This is a genomic window from Streptomyces sp. ISL-36 (assembly GCF_018614205.1).
Lineage (GTDB): Bacteria > Actinomycetota > Actinomycetes > Streptomycetales > Streptomycetaceae > Streptomyces.
The window spans coordinates 19,672-43,045 of sequence record NZ_JAGGOS010000076.1; the positions used below are offsets into that span (position 1 = coordinate 19,672).

A 23,374-nucleotide genomic window follows, 5' to 3' on the forward strand; every position below is an offset into this window, starting at 1 on the left:
CGCGAGCACCTCGACAGCATTGCTGGCACAGTGTGCTGAGAGGACGAAAAGGGCGGGGGTGCGAGGAACGGAGCCGACGGCCGTGGGGAGACCTGAAGGCACAGACAGCACCGGGCGAGGGGCGGCTTTCGGCGCGCCCGACTCCGCCGTTCTGCTGTTCGACGAGGACGGTGTCGTCGTCGGCCGCCCCTACGCCGCCGAGCGCCTGCTCGGCCACCCCTCGTCCGAACTGCGCGGCCGGCACGCCACGTCCCTGCTGACACCGGACGACGCCGCCCGCGTCCCGGCCATCGCGGAGGGCTGCGCGGCGCGGGGCGGCTGGTCGGGCGTGCTGCACGTGCGTCACCGGGACGGCCGTGGCGTGGCCGTGGACGTCACCGTCCTTCCCCTGCCGATGGAGGCGGGCGGGCCGCGCTGGATGGCCCTGGCCGTGGGCGCCTCGCCGTCCCGCCAGTGGACGATGGGGCCCGCCCTGCTGGCGCAGATGATGACCCAGTTGCCCGTGGGGCTCGCGTTCGTGGACACCGAGCTGCGCTGCGTATGGTCGAACATCGCACTCGAACACTTCGGCGGAGGGCCGATCGAGCAGCGCCGCGGCCGGCGCCTGGCGGAGATCCAGCCGGGCCTCGACGCCGAGCTGCTCGAATCGAAGATGCGCCAGGTGCTGGAGACCGGAGCCCCGATCATGGGCTACGAACACGTGGGCCGCACCCGGGCGGACCCCTATCGGGACCACGCCCACGCCATGTCCTTCATTCGGCTCGACGACGACGACGGCCGCGCCCTCGGCGTCTGCTACTCCGTCGTCGACATCACCGAGCGCTACCGGGCGCGGCTGCGGCTGGACCTGATGGCCCGGGCCAGTGAGCGCATCGGGCGCAGCCTGGACGTCATGGGGACGGCCCAGGACCTGGCCGCCGTGGCGGTACCCGGTCTGGCGGACTTCGTCTCCGTCGACCTGCTGGACGCCGTGATCCGAGGCGCGGAGCCGGCCCCGGGGCCGACCGCGGGCGCCACGGCCGTACGCCTGGTGCGCGCGGGCGGACTGGCCGTCGGCGGCGACCTGCCCGAGACGGCGCTGGAGCCCGGCGAGACCGCCGTCTACCGGCCCCGGTCACCGCAGATCGACTGCCTGGCCCACGGCACGTCATGGCGTGCCGCCCAACTGGACGCCGCCACCCGGGAGGCGGCCACCCCCGTCCGCGCGCCGAAATCCCCTCCCGCACCGGGCCACGCCGAAGAACCCGGACCCGGCGATGCGGCGGAACGGCCCGGGCCGGGGGACGGGGCCGGAGAGCCGGGGTCCGACGCGGCATGGGGACCCGGCGACGGGGCTGAAGAAGTCGGGTTCGGTGACGCAGGCAGGGATCCGGGGTCCGACGCGGCATGGGGACCCGGCGACGGGGCCGAAGGAGCCGGGTTCGGTGACGCAGGCAGGGATCCGGGGTCCGACGCGGCACGGGGACCCAGCGGCGGGGCTGAAGGAGCCGGGTTCGGTGACGCAGGCAGGGATCCGGGGTCCGACGTGGCACGGGGACCCGGGGACGCGGCCGAACAGCGCGGACCGGCCGATGCGGGCGGGGGTCCGGGCCCCGACGCGGCCGGGGATCCGTGGCCCGACGCGACGGGAGACCTGAGCCCACCCGCGCCCCCGGGGCGGGATTCCCGCGCGTCCGGTCGCTCGCGGGCGCACACGGCGGAGCCCGTACCGCACACGGCGATGGTCGTGCCGATCCTCGCTCGTGGCGTCACCCTCGGTGTGGCCACCTTCCTCCGCTCGCGAAGGGACGAGGCCTTCGACGAGGACGACCTGAGGCTCGCCGAGGAACTCGTCGCGCGCGCCGCCGTCTGCCTGGACAACGCCCGCCGCTACACCCGCGAACGTGCCGCCGCGCTGGTGCTGCAACGCAGCCTCCTGCCCCACGGCGTACCACCGCAGGAGGCGGTCGACGCGACCTCCTTCTACCGCCCGGCCGACGAACTCTCCGGGCTCGGCGGCGACTGGTTCGACGTCGTCCCGCTCTCCGGAGCCAGGGTCGCCCTGGTCGTCGGCGAGGTCCTCGGGCACGGCATCGAGGCCGCCGCCACCATGGGGCAGCTGCGTACGGCGGTACGGACCCTCGCCGACCTCGACCTCTCGCCCGAGGAACTCCTGGCCCACCTCGACGACCTCGTCATCCAGGTGACGAGGGAAGGGGAGGAGGCCGACCCGGGCGGCGTGACCGGCCCCGGCGCCGTCGGAGCCAGCTGCCTCTACGCGGTCTACGACCCCGTCGGCCTGCGCTGCGAGATCGCCAGCGCGGGCCACCTCGCACCGGCCGTCGTCGCGCCCGACGGCACGGTCGACTTCCCCGACCTGCCACCGGGTCCGGCACTCGGCATCGGCGGCCTGCCGTTCGAATCCCTGGAACTGCCGCTGGCGGAGGGCAGTGTGCTGGCCTTCTACACCGACGGACTGATCGCCGCACCCGGGGCGGGAAAGGAAGGGCTGCGGCGCGTCCTCGCCTCGCGCGACCTGCCGCTCGACCTGCTCTGCCGGAGCGTCGTCGACGAACTGGCGCCCAGCAGGCCCTACACCGACGACGCGGCGCTGCTCCTGGTCAGGACCCGCAGACTCGCGTCGAATCATGTCGCCGCGTGGGACCTGCCCGCCGATCCGGCCGTCGTTGCCCGCGCCCGGCTGATGGCCGCACGCCAACTGGGCACCTGGGGCTTGGACGAGCTGGCGTTCACCACCGAACTCGTCGTCAGCGAGCTGGTCACCAACGCCATCCGGCACGCCACGGGGCCGATCCGGCTGCGCCTCATCCTCGAACGCACGCTGATCTGCGAGGTCTTCGACGCCAGCAGCACCTCGCCCCATCTACGGCACGCCCGCACGAACGACGAGGGGGGCCGCGGCCTCTTCCTGATCTCCCAGTTCACCCGCCGCTGGGGCACGCGTTACACGGCCGAGGGCAAGGTGATCTGGGCGGAGCAGCCACTGGACCCCGCAGACATGCCCGCCCGCAACAGCGGCGCCTGAGCCGTCTTCCTTTCCTCGTCCAATCGCCCTCGTCCAATCGCCCTCATCCGGTCGCCCTCGTTCGAGCGCCCTAATTCGATTGCCGCGTCCCCGGCGCCGTGCGAGCCTGTGCCGCTGCCGTCCGGACACGCCGACGGCGAGAAGAGGGAGTTCCGCCTGTGGGTACGGCAACCGCCGACGAGACCGTCACGCCGACCGTCACGCCGACCGTCACGACGACCGTCACGACGAAGCAGGGGACGGTACGGGGCAGGATCGTCGACGGGCTCCGGATCACCCTGGGCATCCCCTATGCCGCCCCGCCGTTCGGCGCCGGACGCTTCCAGGCGCCGCTGCCCGCCGAGGCCTGGGACGGGGTACGAGACTGCACCCGCTTCGGACCGGTCGCTCCGCAGTCCGCCGAGCTGCCCGGCGCCCCGGCCTGGCGCCCGGGCCAGGAGGATGTGCTCAGCCTCAACATATGGTCTCCGACCGACGCTCCGGGACCGCTGCCCGTGCTCTTCTGGATCCACGGCGGCGCCTACACCTTCGGATCCTCCGCTCAGCCGGACTACGACGGGGCGGCCCTGGCCCGCGCCGGACTCACGGTGGTGAGCTGCAACTACCGCCTCGGTTTCGAAGGGTTCGGCCATGTTCCCGCGCACCCCGACAACCGCGGTCTGCTCGACCAGATCGCCGCGCTGGAGTGGGTGCGCGACAACATCTCCGCCTTCGGGGGCGACCCGGACGACGTCACCGTGGCGGGTCAGTCCGCGGGCGGCGGGTCGATCGCCTGCCTGATGAGCACCGCACGGGCCGAGGGGCTCTTCCACCGCGCCATCGCGCACAGCGTGCCCGACGCCACCTTCCCGCCCGGCCTCGCCGCGAGCCTCGCCCATGAGGTGGCCGCCGAGGCCGGCGTCGCCCCCACCGCCGAAGGGCTGCTGTCGGCCACGCCCCAAGCGCTCGTCGAGGCCTCCGACCGCGTGGTGGCCCGGTACGCGGCCGACCCCTCCTCGGGCCCGCTGCACTACGACACGGTCATCTACGGCCCGGTCCTCGACGGCGCCCTGCTGACGAAGGACCCGCTCGACGCCCTGGCGGCGGGCAGCGGCGGGGAGGTCGACCTCCTGGTGTGCCACGCCACCGAGGAGTACTGGCTGATGCACGAGGTCGGCAGCATGCCGCCCGCGACGACGCCGGAGGGCCTCCACCGGTTCGCCGCGGCGTACGGGCTGCCCCCGGCGATCCTCGCCCGGTACCAGGCCCTCATGCCGGGGGCGCCGGTGCTCGACGTCTACCTCGCGGTGGCCGGCGACGCCGTCTTCACCACCCACACCGTCCGCCTCGCCGAAGCCCACGCCCGCGCGGGCGGCCGCGCCTTCCTCTCCCGCTTCGACCGCCGCCGCACGCGCCCCGACGGCAGCCCGGTGCGGGCCTGGCACGCGGCCGACGTGCCCTTCGCCCTGGGCACCCTCGACGCCGAGGGCGTCGACTTCCTCACCGGCGGTCCGGCCGACGAGGACGACCGGGCCCTGTCACGACGGATGGTCCGCGCGTGGGCCGAGTTCGCGACCCGCGGCGAACCGGGCTGGGCCCCGCTCACGGACCCGGCCGACCCCTTGGTCCACGTCTGGGACGTCCCCGTCGACCGTGAGGAGGGCGCGAGCCTGGCGCACGCCCTGTGGCGCGACCTCCGAGCCGTCCCGCTCCCGCCGTGCCCGCCTCCGCCGTCCCCGCTTCCGCCGTCCCCGCCCTCCACGGACGCGACGCGCCCCCACCCGGACGAGGCGTCCCGACCGGCCACGGGATAATCGAGGGGGCCGCGCCGACCTCGGGTCGCGCCGCCCAGGAACGACGAAGCACCCGACATTGCGCGGCCCGGTGGCGGCGCGGCAGAGATGGAGACCCCGATGGACGTCCAGCACTTCGAGCGCATCACCGCGTTCATCGAGGCCCGTCTGCGCCCGCTCTTCGACCCCGAGACGGGCAGCGACCACGGATTCGGGATGGACGACACCTCCCGCGCCCTGCGGGCCCTCCTCGGCACGGTGAAGGCCGCCGCGGCGGTCAAGGGACTCGCCGATCAGCGGGCGACCGCCGACCCCGCGATGCGCCCCGTCATCGACCAGGCGCTGGAGCACAACTGGGACGTCCTGCGCGGTGTCGCCCGCAACTGGGAGGACCACCCCGACTTCGTCCGGGAGTTCAAGCGCCACGCCTGGGAACTCGACGAGGCCCCCGCCGCCACGCCCACCGTCCAGACCGGGAGCTGACCGCCCGTCACCGCCACCGGGAGCTCGGCCTGTCCTTCGACCGCCGCCCCACCGAGCCGCCGCGTCCGGCGGATCTCGCGCTTCCACCTCCCCAGCCCCGACACGCGCGACGACCGGGCCCCGCGATGGCGGAAACAGCCTGGTGACGAGCTCTCCTGACGGGTGCTCAGGAGTGGCCGGGAGCGGCGCGGTTCCGGCGCGCCGCTCTGCCCCGGTCGGGTGAGTGCGAGGATCCTCCGACAGGGTGGGACGCGGATCGGGTACGTATCGCCGCGTTGCCTTCCCCAGCGTCGGAGGATGCCGTCCCATGCCTGACAGGAAGGGCCGCCCCGGCCCGCGTGTGCTGACCGCCGCCCTGTGCGTGACCCTCGCTCTCGTCGGCTACATTCAGGCCTCGTCCGAGGAGCCCGAACCGCCCCCGAGCCCACGCCCCGCGGCCAAGAACGCCGGCGTGGCGGGCCGGCCCCCGTCGGTCGACCTCGGCGCCCTGCCCGGTGTCGGTCCGCTCACCCGTACGAAAATCCCTGACGGCACGGGCCAGGCCCTGGTGGTGACGGGCGAAACCCGGGACACCCATACGGCCACGGCGATCCTCTACGAACGGGACGCGGGGGGCCGCTGGCGGCGCGCCGCCGGTCCCTGGGCCGCGCACAACGCGCTCCGCGGCTGGACGGCCGATCACACGGCCGGTGACCTGCGGACCCCGACCGGCGTCTTCAGGCTGGGGGACGCGGGCGGACGACTTCCCGACCCCGGCGCGCGGCTGCCCTATGACCAGGACAAGGAGTTCGCCACGTCGGGCACCGGCTTCTTCGGTGAGTCCCTGGAGGGCTCCTTCGACTACGTGGTCGCCATCGACTACAACCGCGTCCCGGGAAGGACCCCCCTCGACAAGGAGCGGCCCCTCGGCCCGGGCAAGGGCGGAGGCGTGTGGCTCCACGTCGACCACGGCGGACCCACGCAGGCCTGCGTCTCCCTTCCCCGTGACGACATGCGGGAGCTGCTGCTCGCCCTCGATCCGGTCCGCGAGCCCGTCGTGGTCATGGGCCCCGCCGCCGACATCGCGCGGTGACGCCGCAGGGAAGCGATCGACGAAGGGCCTCGGGCGGGGGTGACCGGCGCCGCGACGGCGGCAGAGCGCGAGAGCGCGCTCGCCGACGACCGTCCCTGCCGGCAGCAGGAGTTCCCCGCCGAGAGACACCCCCGGCACGGGTGGGGGCCGGCTCGTGCGAGCCGGCCCCCACCTGCGCACGCGTGCCGATCAGCGGTGGCCGAGCCACCCCGCCGCCGGCAGCAGCTTGCTGTCGTAGTCGAACAGGGCCTGGTTCTCCCAGGCGTTGCCCGACGACGGATCCGCCGGGTCCCAGCCGTTGCCGGTGACGGCGGTCCAGGTGGGCTCCCAGTAGACGACGCCCAGGCCGCGGCCGTTCGGCACGGCCTCGACGACGTTCATCACATCGCGCAGCCACGCCGCCTGGCCGGCCGGACTCGCCGGGTAGCCGGAGATCAGCTCGGCCTGGGTGTCGATGATGTTCTCGTGGCCGTCCTCGCTGTCCAGCCGGAAGGCGTACGCGGTCTCGACGACCAGCACCTTCTTCCCGTACCGGGCGGAGATGTCGTCGAGATTGGCCTGCAGGTCGGACAACGGACCGTGCCAGTAGCCGTAGAACGACAGGGCGATGACGTCGAAGCTCACCCCCTGGGCGGTGGCGTTGTCGAACCACCATCGGTACAGGCTGTTGTCGCCGCCGTGGGCGAGGTGCAGGGCGACCTGGGTGGACGAGGAGACGGCTTTGGCGGCCGACGCGCCGGACTTCAACAGGCCCGCGAGCTGGGACCAGTTGTTCGTGGAGCCCTCGGGCCAGAGCATGCCGGTGTTGATCTCGTTGCCGATCTGCACCATGTCGGCGGTGGTGCCCTGCGCCTTGAGGGCGTTCAGTACGTCGTACGTGTGCTGGTACACGTCCGTCCTGAGCTGACTGTACGAGTGCCCGGCCCACGCGGCCGGCTTGGTCTGCGCCCCCGGGTCGGCCCAGATGTCGGAGTAGTGGAAGTCGACGAGGAGCTTCATGCCCTGGGCCTTGATCCGCTGCGCGGAAGCCAGCACCCGGGCCTTGTCGTTGTAGCCGTCGGCCGGGTTCACCCACACCTTGAGGCGGCCGTAGTTGGCGCCCGCGGACTTCAGGATGGCCAGCGGGTCACCCGTGACCCCCGCGGCGGTGCGGTACGTCCCGCCGAGGTCCTGGCTCTTCTTCAGCGAGGAGACGTCGACACCCCGGACCGTGAGCCCGGTCGTACCGGAGCCGAACGTCACGTCGTCGACGTTGATCCACTGGCCGGCCCCGGCGTCGGAGTTGAGGCTCACCGTGCACTGGCCGCCGGTCACCTTGATCGAGGTGACGAGGCGTATCCAGGCGCCGTTGGGGGTGGGCGGCAGATCGGTGCGCTGTTCCGCGGAGCCGCAGTTGCGCAGCGCCAGATAGGCGGAGTTCTGGCCGCCGCTCGAACGCACCCAGGCGCCGAGCGTGTACGTGCCGTCGGCCAGCCCGGTCAGATGCTGGTACGTCTCCACCTTGTAGGCGGCGGAGGACCAGTGGGACAGCCGGTAACCGCCGCTGTGTCCGCCGGACTCGGTGAAGGAGGCGGCGTTCTGCCCGCCCGCCGAGTACGTGGACCAGCCGGCCGGCGTCGCGGTACCGGTGCCGCCCGACTCGAAGCCGGTGTTGGTGAGGGTGGCCGCCGCTTCCGCGGGCGGCGAGGGCAGTGCGGTCAGGAACAGGGCCGCGATCGCGGCGGCGGCAGCGGATCGCAGGAGCCGGCTTCCGGCGCGCGGACGCTTCGGCGGAGAGCCCGGAGAGCCCGGAGAGCCCGGAGAGCCCGGAGAGCCCGGAGAGCCCGGAGAGCCCGGGTTGCCGGGGAAGCGCAGGGAGCGCAGGGAGCGCAGAGTGCGTGGAACGGCGTGCACGGTCGATGTCCCTTCGACGGTGGAGGGAGGGGGAGTGTGGTGCTCGGTCGTGCCAGGTGGTGCATTTGACCGGGGTGGTGAGGAGTGCGATGTGCTGCCCCGGGTGGTGCCGTTCACCCGGGGGCGGCCGCCGTGGGACGCCCGCGCCCGGGGAGTGGTGGGGAGGTCAGGCGTCGAGTCGTACGACGCGGACCTCGCCGGCGGGGACGGGCAGGTGCCCGGACGCGCGCTCGCCGCCGAGGAGTTCGGTGCCGGGGACCTCCAGCGGCACCTTCACGTCGTGCGCGGTGTGGTTGAGCGCGAAGAGGTAGTCGCCGCCGTCACCGGAGCGGCGGACGACCTCGACGTCGCGGGGCAGTTCCGCGCCCGGCTCGATGCCGGCGTCCTCGCAGGCGGCGCTCAGGATCACGTCCAGCGAGGCCGCGTCCAGCCGGGTGGAGACGTACCAGGCGGTGCCCTTGCCCAGGCGGTGGCGGGTGACGGCGGGACGCCCGGCGGCCGGGCCGTCGGCGTACGTCCACACGGGCCGGGCGCCTCGCTCCACGACGAACTCGGTCCAGACGTCGGTCGTCAGCGACGTGCCGCCCGGCCCGGTGATCCGTACCGACTCGCCCTCGCCGAGCGGGGACCACTCCTCCACGGTCAGCCCCAGCACGTCGCGCAGGGCGCCTGGGTACGCGCCCGGGTGGACGGCGTCGTGCTCGTCGACGATTCCGGAGAAGTACGAGACGACGAGCGTGCCGCCGTTCTCCACGTACTCCCGCAGATTGAGTCCCGCCGCCTCGGTGGTGAGGTAGAGGGCGGGTACGACGACCAGGGGGTAGGCCGACAGATCGGCCTCGGGGTGGGCGAAGTCGACGGTCAGGTGCCGGTCGTAGAGAGCCTCGTAGAAGGAGTCGGCGCGCTCCCGCGCCTCGTGGTCCTCGGTGGGCCGCCACTCCAGGCTCTGGGCCCACCAGGAGTGCCAGTCCCACACCATGGCGACGTCCGGGACGGTGCGGGTACCGCGCAGCGCGGACAGCGAGCCGAGGTCGGCGCCGAGCCGGACCACCTCGCGCCAGACCCGCGAGTCGGTCCCGGCGTGCGGCACCATCGCGGAGTGGAACTTCTCGGCGCCGCGCCGGGACTGGCGCCACTGGAAGAACATGGCGCCCTCGGAGCCGCGCGCGACGTGGGCGAGGGAGTTGCGGGCCATCTCGCCGGGACGCTTGGCTGGGTTGCGCGGCTGCCAGTTGACGCCGCTCGTGGAGTGCTCCAAGAGCAGCCAGGGGGAGCCGCCGGCGACGGAGCGGGTCAGGTCGGCGGCCATTGCGAGGTTGACGTGGGTGCGGCGGCCGTCGGTGATCAGATAGTGGTCGTTGGTGACCAGGTCCACCTCGCGGCCCCAGGCCCAGTAGTCGACGGAGTCGCACTGGCTGAGCGCGGTCATGAAGTTGGTGGTGACCGGGACGCCGGGGGACAGCCGGTGCAGGATGTCCCGTTCCCGGACGAAGTTCTCCCGCATCGTGGCGTCGGCGAAGCGGCGGTAGTCGAGCTGCTGGGCCGGGTTGCCGACGGTCGGGGTCAGGCGGGGCGGGTCGATCTGCTCGTACGAGGTGTAGTGCTGGCCCCAGAAGGCGGTGCCCCAGGCCTCGTTGACCGCCTCGATGGAGCCGTGGTGGGCGGCGAGCCAGCGGCGGAAGCCGTCCGCGCAGGTGTCGCAGTAGCAGGCGCTTACGGGCACGCCGTACTCGTTGTGCACGTGCCAGAGGGCGAGCGCGGGGTGGGCGGCGTACCGCTGTGCGAGCTGGGTGGTGATCCGCGCGGCGGCCTCGCGGTAGGCCGGTGAGCTGTGGCAGATCGCGCCCCGGGAACCGTAGGAGTACCGCACGCCCTCGCGGCTGACCGGCAGCGCCTCGGGATGCGCCCGGTAGAACCAGGCGGGCGGCGCCACGGTGGGCGTGCCCAGGTCGACGCGGACGCCGTTCTCGCGCAGCAGGTCGAGGATCCGGTCGAGCCGGCCGAAGTCGTACATGCCCGGCTCCGGTTCGAGCAGGGCCCAGGAGAAGATCCCGACACTCACCATGCTGACGCCGGCCTCGCGCATCAGCCGGACATCCTCCTGCCAGACGCTTTCCGGCCACTGCTCGGGGTTGTAGTCCCCTCCGAACGCGAGCCGGTGCAGGCCCTTGGGAGTGGTCTCCCGCATGGGTGTCTCCTGAAAGTCAGAACTTCGAACATCTGGGAACGTACACACATCAGATCTCGATGTGGCAACGCAACATAACCGCACACGATCCACCATTGACAAGTGTCCGGAACGTTTCTCTACTGTGAACGCTCACAGATGCATGGCCGGTCTTCCACCGAGGAAGGCCGCTCGTCAGGGGAGAGGCTCCATGCCCATCGTTTCGCGTCACCGTCTCGCTGTCTCCGTCGCCACCGTCGTCGCCCTCGGCGCGGCCACGCTCACCGCCTGCGGCTCGTCCGACGGCGGCGATCAGGCCGAATCCGGCCCCGTCTCGCTCACCTACTGGGCCTGGGCGCCCAACATGGACAAGGTGGCGGCGCTCTGGAACCAGAAGAACCCGGACATCAAGGTCACGGTCCAGAAGCAGGCCTCCGGCGACGACCTCGTGACGAAGATCATCACGGCGTCCAAGGCCCACCAGGCTCCGGACCTCGTGCAGGCGGAGTTCCAGGCCCTGCCGACGCTGGTCAGCAACGACGCACTCGCGGACATCTCCAAGGAGGTCGGCGGCGCCAAGGACAAGTTCGCCCCGGGCCTCTGGCAGCAGACGACGCTCGGCAGTGACGCCGTCTACGCCGTGCCGCAGGACTCCGGGCCGATGATGTTCTACTACCGCACCGACCTCTTCCGGCAGTACGGGCTCAAGGTGCCCACCACCTGGGACGAGTTCGCCGCCACGGCGAAGGCGCTCAAGGCGAAGGCTCCCGACAAGGCGCTGACGACCTTCTCCTCCAACGACTCCGGGCTCTTCGCCGGCCTCGCCCAGCAGGCCGGCGCCCAGTGGTGGACCACCGAGGGCCAGAAGTGGAAGGTCGGCATCGACGACGCCGCCACCAAGAAGGTCGCCGACTTCTGGGGCGGTCTCGTCGAGGAGGGCGCCATCGACAACCAGCCGATGTACACCCCGGCCTGGAACAAGGCCCTCAACACCGGTCAGCAGATCGGCTGGGTCAGTGCCGTGTGGGCGCCCGGCACCCTGACCACCGCCGCCCCCGACACCAAGGGCAAGTGGGCCGTCGCCCCGCTGCCCCAGTGGGACGCGGCCCAGCCCGCCACCGGAAGCTGGGGCGGCTCCACCACCGCCGTCACCACCGACTCCCGGCACAAGGCCGCCGCCGCCAAGTTCGCGACCTGGCTCAACACCGACCCCGAAGCGCTCGCCGCGCTGGTGAAGGAGGCCGGCATCTACCCGGCGGCCACCGCCGCCCAGACCGGCGGCGCGCTGGCCGAGGCGCCGGAGTTCTTCGCCAACCAGCCCGACTTCTACACGCAGGCCGCGGCGATCGCGAAGACCACCGCGGCCGCCGCCTGGGGCCCGAACGTGAACGTCGCGTACACCTTCTTCAAGGACGAGTTCGGCAAGGCCGCCAAGTCGAAGTCCAAGACCGCCTTCACCGACGCCCTGACCGCCATGCAGGCCGCCACCGTCGCGGACCTGAAGAAGCAGGGCTTCGAGGTCGCCCAGTGACGCAGCCCGCCACGGGCGTGCGCCCGTCGTACGGGGCCGAGGCGGCCCCGTACGACGGCAACCCGTCGCCCCGCACCACCCTCAAGCGAGCGCGCAGCGCCCCGTACCTCTTCCTCCTCCCCGCCACCGTCCTCTTCCTCCTCTTCTTCGCCCTGCCCATCGGCTACGCGATCTGGCTCAGCTTCCACAAGATCGAGGTCAAGGGGCTCGGTCTGGGCAAGGGAGCCAGGAGCGAGGTCTGGGCCGGCCTGGAGAACTACGCCGCCGCCCTCACCGACTCCGAGCTCGGCGCCAGCGCCCTGCGCATCCTCGGCTACGGCGCCCTCGTCGTGCCCGTGATGCTGGGCCTGGCTCTGCTGTTCGCCCTGCTGCTCGACACCGACCGGGTCCGGGCGCGCTCCTTCTCCCGGCTCGCGATCTTCCTGCCGTACGCCATCCCGGGCGTGATCGCCGCCCTCCTGTGGGGCTTCCTGTACCTGCCGGACGTGAGCCCCTTCCACTACCTGCTCGACGCCTTCGGGATGCCGCAGCCGGACCTGATGGACGGCGGACTCCTCTACGCGGCCATGGCGAACATCGCCGTCTGGGGCGGCACCGGCTTCAACATGATCGTGATCTACACCTCGCTGCGGTCCATCCCGGCCGAGGTCTACGAGGCGGCCAGGCTGGACGGCTGCTCGCAGCTCCAGATCGCCCTGCGCATCAAGATCCCGATGGTCGCGCCGTCCCTGGTGCTGACCTTCTTCTTCTCGATCATCGCCACCCTCCAGGTCTTCAACGAGCCCACCACGCTCAAGCCCCTCACCAACGGCATCAGCACCACCTGGAGCCCGCTGATGAAGGTCTACAACGACGCCTTCGTCGGCGGAAACATCCACGCCGCCTCGGCCACCGCCGTCGTCCTCGCCCTGGCGACCTTCCTGCTGTCCTTCGGCCTCCTCAGGGCCTCCAACCGCCGTACGAAGCAAGGAGCAACCCGATGAGCGGGCTCGCCTCCCCGCCGCCGGTGCGCAAGGCCGCCCCGACCGCAGGCACCACCCCCGGCACCTCCCAGGGCCCTCCCCCTGCCTCCGGCGGAGGGACCCCAAGCCCGCGTCGTGTCGCCCTGCTGCCGACCGCCGCCCTCGTCCTGGGCGCGCTCTACTGCCTGCTGCCCGTCGCCTGGGTCCTGGTCGCCTCCACCAAGTCCGGTGCGGATCTCTTCTCCACCTTCTCCTTCCTGCCCGGCGACGGCTTCGGCGACAACCTCGCCGACCTGAACGCGTACCGCGACGGCATCTACTGGCGCTGGATGGGCAATTCACTGCTCTACGCGGGCCTGGGCGCCGTCCTGTCGACGGCGGTGTCGGCCCTCGCCGGATACGCCCTCGCGATCTACCGCTTCCCGGGCCGCGAGACCTTCTTCAACGTGATCCTCACCGGAGTGCTCATGCCCCCGGTCGTCCTGGCCATCCCGCAGTACCTGCTGATGGCGCAGGCCGACATGACGGACACGTACCTCTCCGTCCTGCTGCCGCTGGTCCTCTCCCCGTACGGGGTCTACCTCGGCCGGATCTATGCCGAGGCCGCCATCCCGATGGAGCTGGTCGAGGCGGGCCGGATGGACGGCGCGGGGGAGTGGCGGATCTTCCTGCGGATCGCCGCCCCGATGATGTCGCCCGGCCTCGTGACGATCTTCCTCTTCCAGTTCGTGGCGATCTGGAACAACTTCCTGCTGCCGTACATCATGCTCGGCGACGACGAGAAGTTCCCCATGACGGTGGGCCTGTTCACGCTGCTGAAGCAGGGGGCCAGCCAGGCCTCGCTCTACACGCTGGTGATCATCGGCGCGCTTCTCGCGATCCTTCCGCTCATCGCCCTCTTCCTCGTGATCCAGCGGTTCTGGAGCCTCGACCTGCTGTCCGGCGCCGTAAAGTCCTGAACACAGGGGAACAGGGGAACAGAGCAATGAGCACACCAGCGAACAGGCGCCGTCCGGCGACGATCCACGACGTGGCCCGCGAGGCGGGCGTCTCGCGCGGAACGGTCTCCAGGGTCCTCAACGGCGGCCACTACGTCAGCCCGACGTCGAAGGCGGCCGTCGACGCGGCGATCCGCAGAACGGGTTACGTCGTCAACCGCCACGCCCGCTCGCTGATCACCGGCAAGTCCGACTCGGTGGCCTTCCTGCTGACGGAGCCCCAGGAGCGGTTCTTCGAGGACCCCAACTTCAACGTCCTCCTGCGCGCCTGCACCCAGGCGCTCGCCGCACAGGACATCCCGCTGCTGCTGATGATCGCGGGTACGCAGGACGAGCGGCGGCGCAACCTGCGCTACATCGAGGCGGGGCACGTCGACGGCGTGCTCCTGGTCTCCAGCCACTCCGGCGACCCCGTGGTGACGCAGCTGCACGAGGCGGGGGTCCCGGTCGTGGCCTGCGGGAAGCCGCTCGGCCAGACGGCCAGGATCGGTTACGTGGCGGCGGACGACCGGGACGGCGCGCGGGACATGGTGCGCCACCTGTACGAGACCGGCCGCCGCCGGATCGCCACCGTCACCGGCCCGCTCGACACGCCCGGCGGTGTCGAACGCCTCGCGGGGTACCGCGAGACGCTGGCCGAGTACGGTCTTCCGGCCGAGGACGCGCTCATCGCCACCGGCGACTACAGCCGGGCCGGCGGCGAGGCGGCCGCCGCCTGGCTCCTCGACCGGGCCCCGGACCTGGACGCCGTGTTCGTGGCCTCGGACCTGATGGCCCAGGGCGTGCTGGACGCACTCGACCGCGCCGGACGCCGGGTGCCGGAGGACGTCGCCGTCGGTGGCTTCGACGACTCGCCCGCCGCGCTCTCCTCGCGGCCGCCGCTCACCACCATCCGGCAGCCGTGGGACCGCATCAGCACCGAAATGGTCAGAACGCTCCTCGCCCGCATAGCGGGGGAGGACCCGGTCGCGGTGATCCTCCCCACGGAGCTGGTGCGCCGCGCGTCCACCTGAGCAGGCACCGCACCCGAGAATGGCCGGAACGCGCCGCCCCCAAACGGGGGCGGCGCCGCTGTTTAGCCGACACCACATCAATTTCAGTCGCGTTTCAGCTTTTTTCAGCCACCTCGTCGTCGAGATCGTCACGCTATGAAGATCGCCGGTAACTTCATGGCGTCGCCGCCACACCAGGGGCACAAGGCCCCAACGGGACTAGCGGCCCGAAGGACATTTTTTCACTTGACGACAGCGACCGACAGCTTCAAGGTCCAGCCGTACACGCAACACTGCCAAGTGATCCACACCGAAGGCGCCCACGCCGTCATCGGCATCTCCCCGGGCAACGGATACTTCTCCGCCCAGCGCGTGAGCGATCTCGCCGCCTGGGGACTGCGCACCTTCGACCAGGTCGATCTCGTCTACACCGACCTCCATGTCGCGGACATGTACGAGGCGCTCGGCTACCCCGCCGACGAAGCCCGCCGCAAAGCGGTCAAGAACCTCCGCGGCGTACGTGCCAAGGTCCACAACGCCGTCGCCGCCACCGACCCCGGCGGCGAACGGCTCCGAGGGCGCCCCATGTCCGCGCTCCTCGACATCCCCGAGTACCGGCATCTGCGCAAGCACCTGGATGACCTGCTCGCCACCGACGCGGAGTTCCTCGCCACCTGCGACCGGCTCGTCGCGGCGTTCCTCTCCACCAAGGTCCTCGCCGGGCAGACACCCACCGCCCGCCAGCGCGAGGTCTGCCTCCAGTACATCTGCGCCGAGGCGCCGCTCTTCCTGGACACCCCTGCCATCCTCGGTGTCCCCTCCTCTCTCAACTGCTACCACCAGCTCCTGCCGATGGCCGAACTCCTCTACTCCCGGGGCTCCGGACTGCGCGCCTCCCGCAACCAGGGCCACGCCATCGTCACCCCGAGCCTCGGAGACCACCATGACCACTGACACGCCGCTCACCGACACGCTGATCGACTTCCCGTTCTCCGCCCGCGGCGACCGCCTGCCGCCCGAGATCGAGGCCCTGCGCGCCGAACCGGTCAAGCGGGTCCGCACCATCGCCGGCGACCCGGCCTGGCTCGTCTCCTCCTACCACCTGTGCAAGCAGGTCCTCGAAGACCCCCGGTTCTCGCTCAAGGACACCTCGGCGCCCGGCGTCCCGCGGCAGTACGCCCTGACCATCCCGCCCGAGGTGGTCAACAACATGGGCAACATCACCGGGGCGGGGCTCCGCAAGGCCGTCCTCAAGGCCATCAACCCCAAGTCCGACGGCCTCACCGACTGGATGCGCCGGCACGCCTCCACCCTGGCCGACGACCTCCTCGCGTACGGTGCGCCCGCCGATCTGCGCGGCGGTTTCGCCGCGCCCTACGCGGAGCACCTCCACTGCCGGATCCTCGGCACACCCCAGGAGGACGCGCCGCGCCTCGCCGCCAGCCTCGACATCGCGTTCATGAACTCCGCCTGCCCCGTGACGGGCGCGCGGCTCAACTGGGACCGGGACATCGCCTACATGGTCGAGCGCCTCGACGACCCGGCGACCACGGGTCTCATGGCGGAACTCGCCGCCCTGCGAGGCAATCCCGACTACGCCCACCTGACCGACGAGATGCTCGCCACGGTCGGCGTCACGTTCTTCGGCGCCGGAACGATCTCCACCATGGGCTTCCTGACCATGGCGATCTTCTCCCTCCTCCAGCACCCCGAGGTCTGGGCACAGCTCCGCGAGGAGCCCGGCCGGATCCCCGCGGCCGTGGACGAACTCCTGCGCGTCAACCTCTCCATCGCCGACGGACTGCCGCGCCTCGCCCTCGAGGACGTCAAGCTCGGAGACGTCGAGGTGAAGAAGGGAGAGCTCGTCCTCGTCCTGGTCGAGGCCGCCAACACCGACCCGGACGTCTTCGCCGACCCGCACACGGTCGACATCGCGCGGCCCAACGCCGCCGCCCATCTGTCGTTCGGCGGCGGCGGGCACTACTGCCCGGCCACGGCCCTCGGGAAGAGGCACACCGAGATCGCCCTGGAAGTGCTCCTCGACAGGATGCCCGGTCTGCACCTCGCGGTCCCCGTCGACCAACTCGTCTGGCGCACCCGCTTCATGAAGCGCCTGCCCGAGCGCCTCCCGGTCGCCTGGTAACACCTGTCTCCCGCCGGCCCCGGCCGCACGGCCGGGGCCCGCGATGGGACACTGCTCCCATGGGGGCGACCGTGAACCTCACGTCCGTCCGGCGCAGTTACGACACCGTGGCGGAGGAGTACGCGCACCGCCTGCACGAGGAGCTGACGGGCAAGCCGCTCGACCGGGCGCTGCTGGCGAGCCTGCTGGAAGAGGCGGGACCGGACGCGAGGGTGGCCGATCTGGGCTGCGGACCCGGACACGTGGCGGCCTGGCTCGTCGCACACGGAGCCCAGACGGTGGGCATCGACCTCTCCACCGGGATGATCGAGGCCGGCCGCCGCCGGTATCCGCAGGTCGACTTCAGGGAGGGCGACCTGCTCGAACTCCCCGCCCAGAACGGCGAATTCGGTGCGGTCGTCGCCCTCTACTCGATCATCCACCTCGACCCGGCCGAACTCGGCGCGGCCTTCCAGGAGATACGGCGCGTGCTGCGCCCCTCCGGTCAGCTGCTCGTGTCGTTCCACGCGGGCGAGGAAGTACGGCACCTGGACGAGTGGTGGGGGCACGAGGTGGACGTGGACTTCCACTTCCACGATCCCTCCCACATCGCCGGGCTCCTGGAGGCCGCCGGCTTCACCGTGGAGATGCGCCTGGAACGCACCCCGTACACCCACGAGGCCGAAACCCGCCGAGCCTACGTCCTGGCCCGCCGGCCCTGACACGGTCGCCTCGGGTGGTGGCGCCGGTGTCCGTCGGCCGGCGCTCGCCCTCGGGGTTACGACCGGCGGCGCGGCTTGCCGGGCTTGGCTCGCTTGGCGCCCTTGGAAGCGCCTGCTCCGCCGGATCCGCTGCGGGGACTCTTGCCCGTCGCCCTGCCACCCGACTTCGCGGACGGCTTCCCGCCCGACTTCCCGGCCGCGCCCTTGCGCGACGTGCCGCCCGCGTCCGCACGCCCGCCCTTCGGCTGGGCCGGTGTCGCGGGGCGCCCCCGCGTGCTGTTCACGGTCCGGCCGCGCACGATCCCGATGAACTGCTCCACCAGATCCGTGGTCTCCTCCTGCGGCCAGGACAGAGCGATCCGCGACTCGGGCGTGCCCGTGATCGGCCGGTAGGTGAGGTCCTTGCGGTGGTGCAGCCGGGCCAGGGACTGAGGGACGACGAGAAGGCCCACGCCTGCCGCGACCAGCTCGACGGCGTCGGCGGTGGTGGCCGGACGTTCCAGCGCCGGCAGCCCCGGAGGCCGCTCCCAGTCGAGCGTGTCGTCGAGGGGATGCAGCACGATCTCCTCGGCCAGATCCTCCGGCGCGACCTCGTCGACCGCCGCCACGACATGGTCCTTCGGGACCACGACCACCGTCGTCTCGGTATAGAGGGGGATCGCGCTGAGATCCGTACGGTCGACAGGGAGACGGACGAAGCCCGCGTCGGCGCCGCCCTCACGCAGCAGGCCGAACGCCTCGGCGGCGGTCACCTGGACAAGGGTCAGCGGGACGTCGGGCAGCCGCTCGTTCCAGATCCGCACCCACTTCGTGGGCGTCACGCCCGGGACGTACGCGAGCCGGAACGAGGGGGACGAAGGGGGTGCATCCGAGCCTGTCACTCCGCCAGGTTACCCGCCGTGGTCACAGGTCGTGCACACGCTCGATACCCTTGACACCATGACGTCCCACCAGAGCACCCAGACGATGAAGCCCGCGACCGCGGCGAAGAAGCTGGGTGTGTACCTCGAGGCCACCCCCGCCGAGTTCCAGGAGGGTGTCGTCTCGCGCACCGAGCTGAACACCCTGCAGACCGATCCGCCCGAGTGGCTCCGCGAGCTGCGGCGCAACGGCCCGCACCCCCGTCCGGTGATCGCGGCGAAGCTGGGCATCTCCATCTCCGGCCTCGCGCGGGGCGGCATCACGGACGCCCTCACGACGGAGCAGATCGAGGCGCTGAAGAAGGAGGAGCCCGAGTGGCTCCAGAAGGAGCGTGCCACCCAGGCGGAGGTGCGCAAGGAGGCCGCGCGGATCAAGGAGAAGAACGCGCAGCGCGCCGAGGAGCCCGAGAGCCGGCGCTCCTGACGCAGGACGGTCCACCCTCCTGAGGGTCGGCCGGACGGACCGCCCCTTCGTCGTGCCCACGGCCGGCAAGGTCCCCTGGGCCGTCGGTAGGGGTGGACGGTGGCACAGACGACCCCCTAGTCTCTTAGGCACCTATTAACTTTGGTGACTATGGAGAGTCCGTCTCATGCACCCGTTCCGCAAGGCCGTCGAAGACCGTGACGAGGCCGCCCTGGTCTCCCTGCTCGCCGACGACGTGCTGTTCACCAGCCCGGTCGCCTTCAAGCCCTACCGCGGCAAGGCCTTCACCGCTGCCATCCTCCGCGGGGTCCTGAGGGTCTTCGAGGACTTCTCCTACACGCGGGAGATCGCCGACGCGGACGGCCGCGACCACGCGTTCGTCTTCACGGCCACGGTGAACGGCAAGCGGATCCAGGGATGCGACTTCCTCCATTTCGACGAGGACGGCAAGATCGACGACTTCACCGTCATGGTGCGACCCCTCTCCGCCGCCCAGGCGCTGGCCGAGGCGATGGGCGCGCAGTTCGACCGGATCGCCGAGGAGGTGGCCGGACAGCCTTAGGCCGTGTACGGGGGAGGGGCGACGGAATCCACTGGCCCGCCGGTCCCGTCGGCGCCTACCATCCGCCCATGATCGAGGACGGGACAGAGGCTGTGGCGCGGCGCATCGCGGGGCAGGAACCGGAGGACGCGGGGGCGCACCGTACGGTGTGCTGGCGGGGGAGGGGTGTCGCCCTCGCGCCGCTGGACGTCGACGACGCGGAGCTGATCCACGGGTGGCGCGCCGACCCGGTGGCCGCCCACGAAGTCGGCATGTGGCCGCGTACCCTCTCCGCCGTGCGCGAGCGCATCGAGCGCGACCGCGACGACTGCGACCGCGACGACTTCCTCGTCCTGCTCCCCGACGGCACACCGATCGGCCTCACCGCCCTGACCGACCAGGACCTGGTCGACGGGACGGCAGAGATCATGCTGGTGCTGGACCCCGACCACCGGGGCCAGGGATACGGCGCGGACGCCGTGGACGCGCTGGTCGACCTCGCCTTCGGCGAGCTGCCCATGCAGCGCGTCCAGGCCGTCACCCACACCACCAACACGGCGGCCCTCGGCGTCCTGGCCCGCGCCGGCTTCGTCCGGGAGGGCGTCCGCCGCTCCGCCTGCCTGCACCGGGGCCGCCGGTACGACGTCGCGGTGCTGGCCCTGCTCCGGGACGAGTGGGAGGCGCTCACCCGACCTCGGTCCTGGGACCTGCCGGTCGCCGGCTGAGGCGCAGAAGGCACAGAAGGCGCAGGAGTCGCGGTCGGTGGGGGCGTGCACGGCCGGCTCCGCGGGCGGCCGCCACCGGTGCGGGGAGGGCGTGGCGACGGTGGGGCGTCCGCCGCCGCGGCCCGGCGGCCCGGCCTCCGTGGACGAATCCAGAGGTCGGACCACCGGGCTGTTCGGTCGGACGTCAGGCGCGGCAGCGCAGCATCTCCAGCGGGGGGTGGTCGAGGAGGTCCGCCCAGAAGTCCGCACCGAACTCACGGATGCCGGCGTCGGACACCTTCAGCGGGACCCAGGTCAGCTCGGTGAACCCGGCCGACCGCAGACACTCCTCGTAGACCTCGCGGCGCGGGGCCGCGCCGACGATGCTGATCGGCTGCGGGTCGAGGAGCGCTGTGACCCGCACCCGCGGACCCGTCTCGATCTCCTCGCCCGTCGGCTCGCAGCGGAACCCGTACTGGTCCAGGGACGCACAGTCGAACCGGTAGTCGGGTTTCTGGGCGAACACGAAGAACTTTCCACCCGGGACCAGGCTCCGGTGGATGTTGCGGCACATCCGCTCCATCGCCGCGAGGTCCTCGGCGTAGTTGAGGCACTGCACTGCCAGCGCGACGTCGAAGCGCCGGTCGAGAGGCCGCAGCTCGGCCACATCACCGACCTCGTAGTGCACACCCAGCGGCTCCCGCCGCTCGATCTCCCGCGCGGCGGCGATCATCTCCACGGAGATGTCGACACCGAGGACATCCGCGGCGCCGCGCCGCTTGAACTCCCTGCTGTAGAAACCGGTGCCGCACGCCAGGTCGAGAACCAGCTTGCCGCTCACGTCCCCGACCATGCCCAGGAAGCTCGGCACCTCCCCGTAACGCACCAGCGGCAGGGACTTGAACCCCTCGAACGCCTCGCCGATCTCGTCGTACTGCTGCACGCTCACGTGCTGTCCTCCCCTGGACTTCGTCATGCCCGTGGTCTCGGCGGGTCGAATGCGGCCCGCTCGGCAAGCAATTGCCGACGTCGCGCGACTCGCCGGAAAGTCGATCTCCGATGCGGTTTCCAGCTGATCGCGGGTCGTGCGAGGAGTACACAGGCAATGGGTGAGGTCGACTAAGGGATGGAAGGCCTGAAATCAGCCGCAGACCGACGCCAGATCTTCGTAGGTCCCTACAAGGGCCGCTTGGTTTCGACCCTGGCTGATGGTCCAGCAGACTCGCCGTCGGTGGAGTGAACCGGGAGTAGTGCGGGGCGCTTGGCGGTGCGGCCGTCGCCCGAGGAGCGGCCGCGCAGGCGTCGGCCGATCCAGGGGCCGAGGAAGCCGGCGGTCCAGCGCAGCTCGGCGAGGGCCGTCCGCAGAGCGGTCGGGGGCGTGCCCGGCGGCTGCGGGAGCGGGCGGGTCCAGGCCGCGCTGCTGCCGGGCAGGGCGAGGGCGTGGGCGAGCGCGGCGGCGATGCGCTGGTGACCGAGCGGGCTCGCGTGCAGGCGGTCCGGGCTCCACAGACGGGCGTCGGTGACGGCGGGGTGCGGGAAGGTGTCGGCCACGAGGACGCCGTACCGGTCGGCGGCCTCCCGGATGCGCGCGTTGAGCGCGGTGACGCGGGAGCCGACCGGCCGGGCGAGCGGAACGATCCGCGCGACGTCCGGGAAGGTGAGGGTCGCCACCGTCACGCCCTCCGCCGTGAGTGCGGCGAACATCGCCTCCAGGTGGCCGGCCACCTCGTCGGCGTCGAAACGCGGCCGCAGAAGGTCGTTCATTCCGGCGACGACGGTGGCCACGTCCGGGCGGAGCGCGAGGGCGGGCGCGAGCTGTTCCGCCCGGACCTGCCCGGCGAGACGGCCGCGCACACCCAGGTTGGCGTAGGCCAGACCGGGGTTCGTCTCCGCGATCCCCTCGGCGAGGCGGTCGGCGAACCCGCGCAGCCCCGTGCTGTCGTCACCGTCGCCGAGGCCTTCCGTCTGGCTGTCACCCAGAGCGACGTAACGCCTGTACGGGGCGTTGTGCATGGTCTTGCTCCTCCGTGAGGCCTGGTGCCGGGCGCTGCATGCCCGATCCTACTCAACATGGAGGTTATTCAACTCGATTACTAGCAAGGTGGTGGCGGTGCGCCGGACCTCGCTCAGGCCAGCTTCTTGAGCACCTCGGCCGCGAGCGGGGCGGAGGACGCCGGGTTCTGGCCGGTGACGAGGTTGCGGTCGACGACCACGTGCGGCGCCCACGGCTCGCCCACCCGGACGTCGACGCCGACCTCGGTCAGGCGAGTCTCGAGCAGCCACTTGGCCTTGTCGGCGAGACCGGCCTGGGTCTCCTCGGCGTTGGTGAAGGCCGCCACCCGGTAACCGGCGAAGGCGTTGCCGCCGTCCTCCTTCGTGGCCGCCAGCATCGCCGAGGGCCCGTGGCAGACCACGGCGAGCGGCTTGCCCGATTCCAGCGCGTCCATCAGGAGCCGGCCGGAGGTGGCGTCCACGGCGAGGTCCTCCATCGGGCCGTGGCCGCCCGGGTAGAAGACCGCCGCGTACTCGTCGAGATCCACGTCCTCCAGCGTGATCGGGTGCTGGAGCTCGGTGATCGAGTCCAGCGCGGCGGCGACCCGGTCGGCGCCTTCCTGGCCACCGTTGAACTCGGGGGCGAGGCTGCCCCGGTCCACGGTCGGGACGACGCCGCCAGGGGTGGCCACGACGATCTCGTGACCCGCTTCCTTGAACGCCTCGTACGGGGCGACGGCCTCCTCGGCCCAGAAGCCGGTCGGGTGCTTGGTGCCGTCGGCCAGCGTCCAGTGGTCGGCGCCGGTCATCACGAAAAGGATCTTCGACATGGGGAATCACTCCGGGGATGGGGGCGGCAGGGCCGTCGGACGGTCTTCGTGGCGCGCGCGCCGCGTTGCTTCGGCGGACGGCCGGTGGACGGTGTTCGGTGAACACCGACGTCCGGACGATGGATCGGCGAGGCGGCGCTGTCTTCGAAGGTAGGACCCGCGCCCACAGGTTTCCAATGAGGATCCCCATGAGAGGTATCGGAATCCCGATGGATCGTCCCACG

Annotated in this window: 20 protein-coding genes; 14 read left to right on the top strand and 6 right to left on the bottom strand. The window is 71.7% G+C overall.

What is annotated here, in order from left to right:
- Window positions 1-82 precede the first annotated feature (82 nt).
- The 4 genes from J7E93_RS20555 (at window position 83) to J7E93_RS20570 (ending at window position 6,352) form a co-directional block, all read left to right on the top strand.
- Window positions 83-3,025: a SpoIIE family protein phosphatase gene (locus J7E93_RS20555; RefSeq protein ID WP_215071378.1), complete on the top strand. Its 2,943-nt coding sequence runs from the start codon at window positions 83-85 to the stop codon at window positions 3,023-3,025.
- 254 nt (window positions 3,026-3,279) lie between these two features.
- Complete coding sequence (locus tag J7E93_RS20560; protein WP_374105410.1) at window positions 3,280-4,818, top strand: carboxylesterase/lipase family protein; 1,539 nt, start codon at window positions 3,280-3,282, stop codon at window positions 4,816-4,818.
- A gap of 99 nt (window positions 4,819-4,917) precedes the next feature.
- Window positions 4,918-5,280: a hypothetical protein gene (locus J7E93_RS20565; RefSeq protein WP_251066831.1), complete on the top strand. Its 363-nt coding sequence runs from the start codon at window positions 4,918-4,920 to the stop codon at window positions 5,278-5,280.
- Between the two features lie 307 nt (window positions 5,281-5,587).
- On the top strand, window positions 5,588-6,352 hold the full coding sequence (locus J7E93_RS20570; RefSeq protein ID WP_251066832.1) for a L,D-transpeptidase family protein: 765 nt from the start codon (window positions 5,588-5,590) through the stop codon (window positions 6,350-6,352).
- A gap of 189 nt (window positions 6,353-6,541) precedes the next feature.
- On the opposite strand, the gene J7E93_RS20575 is transcribed toward J7E93_RS20570, so the two are convergent.
- Window positions 6,542-8,092, bottom strand: a complete 1,551-nt coding sequence (locus J7E93_RS20575) for an arabinogalactan endo-1,4-beta-galactosidase (protein WP_215071405.1) — start codon at window positions 8,090-8,092, stop codon at window positions 6,542-6,544.
- Between the two features lie 319 nt (window positions 8,093-8,411).
- Window positions 8,412-10,433 carry a beta-galactosidase gene (locus tag J7E93_RS20580; RefSeq protein WP_215071381.1) on the bottom strand — a complete coding sequence of 674 codons (2,022 nt, stop codon included), beginning with the start codon at window positions 10,431-10,433 and terminating at the stop codon, window positions 8,412-8,414.
- Window positions 10,434-10,623: 190 nt separating this feature from the next.
- Between J7E93_RS20580 and J7E93_RS20585 the strand changes: the two genes are divergently transcribed.
- The 7 genes from J7E93_RS20585 to J7E93_RS20615 all read left to right on the top strand — a co-directional run bounded on the left by J7E93_RS20585 (window position 10,624) and on the right by J7E93_RS20615 (window position 17,739).
- Entirely contained in the window at window positions 10,624-11,943 is a 1,320-nt protein-coding gene (locus J7E93_RS20585) for an ABC transporter substrate-binding protein (protein WP_215071382.1), read from the top strand.
- Window positions 11,940-12,926, top strand: coding sequence for a carbohydrate ABC transporter permease (locus J7E93_RS20590; RefSeq protein WP_215071383.1), 987 nt, complete (start codon window positions 11,940-11,942; stop codon window positions 12,924-12,926). Before J7E93_RS20585 ends, J7E93_RS20590 begins: the two co-directional genes overlap by 4 nt.
- Window positions 12,923-13,864 carry a carbohydrate ABC transporter permease gene (locus J7E93_RS20595; protein ID WP_215071384.1) on the top strand — a complete coding sequence of 314 codons (942 nt, stop codon included), beginning with the start codon at window positions 12,923-12,925 and terminating at the stop codon, window positions 13,862-13,864. Before J7E93_RS20590 ends, J7E93_RS20595 begins: the two co-directional genes overlap by 4 nt.
- 26 nt (window positions 13,865-13,890) lie before the next feature.
- Window positions 13,891-14,916: a LacI family DNA-binding transcriptional regulator gene (locus tag J7E93_RS20600; protein WP_215071385.1), complete on the top strand. Its 1,026-nt coding sequence runs from the start codon at window positions 13,891-13,893 to the stop codon at window positions 14,914-14,916.
- Window positions 14,917-15,141: 225 nt separating this feature from the next.
- Window positions 15,142-15,849 (top strand): tRNA-dependent cyclodipeptide synthase, encoded by a 708-nt coding sequence (locus J7E93_RS20605; RefSeq protein WP_251066833.1) that lies wholly within the window; start codon window positions 15,142-15,144, stop codon window positions 15,847-15,849.
- Window positions 15,839-17,038, top strand: a complete 1,200-nt coding sequence (locus J7E93_RS20610; protein WP_215071386.1) for a cytochrome P450 — start codon at window positions 15,839-15,841, stop codon at window positions 17,036-17,038. Before J7E93_RS20605 ends, J7E93_RS20610 begins: the two co-directional genes overlap by 11 nt.
- 59 nt (window positions 17,039-17,097) lie before the next feature.
- On the top strand, window positions 17,098-17,739 hold the full coding sequence (locus J7E93_RS20615; RefSeq protein WP_215071387.1) for a class I SAM-dependent methyltransferase: 642 nt from the start codon (window positions 17,098-17,100) through the stop codon (window positions 17,737-17,739).
- Between the two features lie 56 nt (window positions 17,740-17,795).
- On the opposite strand, the gene J7E93_RS20620 is transcribed toward J7E93_RS20615, so the two are convergent.
- Complete coding sequence (locus J7E93_RS20620; protein WP_215071388.1) at window positions 17,796-18,620, bottom strand: LysR substrate-binding domain-containing protein; 825 nt, start codon at window positions 18,618-18,620, stop codon at window positions 17,796-17,798.
- 58 nt (window positions 18,621-18,678) lie between these two features.
- Here J7E93_RS20620 and J7E93_RS20625 point away from each other — a divergent pair, with 58 nt between their 5' ends.
- The 3 genes from J7E93_RS20625 to J7E93_RS20635 all read left to right on the top strand — a co-directional run bounded on the left by J7E93_RS20625 (window position 18,679) and on the right by J7E93_RS20635 (window position 20,349).
- A complete protein-coding gene (locus J7E93_RS20625) occupies window positions 18,679-19,083 on the top strand; it encodes a DUF5997 family protein (RefSeq protein WP_215071389.1) in 405 nt (134 codons plus the stop codon).
- A gap of 166 nt (window positions 19,084-19,249) precedes the next feature.
- On the top strand, window positions 19,250-19,645 hold the full coding sequence (locus J7E93_RS20630; protein WP_215071390.1) for a nuclear transport factor 2 family protein: 396 nt from the start codon (window positions 19,250-19,252) through the stop codon (window positions 19,643-19,645).
- A gap of 68 nt (window positions 19,646-19,713) precedes the next feature.
- Complete coding sequence (locus J7E93_RS20635) at window positions 19,714-20,349, top strand: GNAT family N-acetyltransferase (RefSeq protein WP_215071391.1); 636 nt, start codon at window positions 19,714-19,716, stop codon at window positions 20,347-20,349.
- 184 nt (window positions 20,350-20,533) lie between these two features.
- On the opposite strand, the gene J7E93_RS20640 is transcribed toward J7E93_RS20635, so the two are convergent.
- From J7E93_RS20640 to J7E93_RS20650, 3 genes are all read right to left on the bottom strand, one after another.
- Entirely contained in the window at window positions 20,534-21,277 is a 744-nt protein-coding gene (locus J7E93_RS20640) for a class I SAM-dependent methyltransferase (protein ID WP_215071392.1), read from the bottom strand.
- Between the two features lie 227 nt (window positions 21,278-21,504).
- Window positions 21,505-22,341, bottom strand: a complete 837-nt coding sequence (locus J7E93_RS20645; RefSeq protein ID WP_215071393.1) for an SGNH/GDSL hydrolase family protein — start codon at window positions 22,339-22,341, stop codon at window positions 21,505-21,507.
- A 113-nt stretch (window positions 22,342-22,454) separates the two neighbouring features.
- Window positions 22,455-23,150 (bottom strand): type 1 glutamine amidotransferase domain-containing protein, encoded by a 696-nt coding sequence (locus J7E93_RS20650; protein ID WP_215071394.1) that lies wholly within the window; start codon window positions 23,148-23,150, stop codon window positions 22,455-22,457.
- Window positions 23,151-23,374 lie beyond the last annotated feature (224 nt).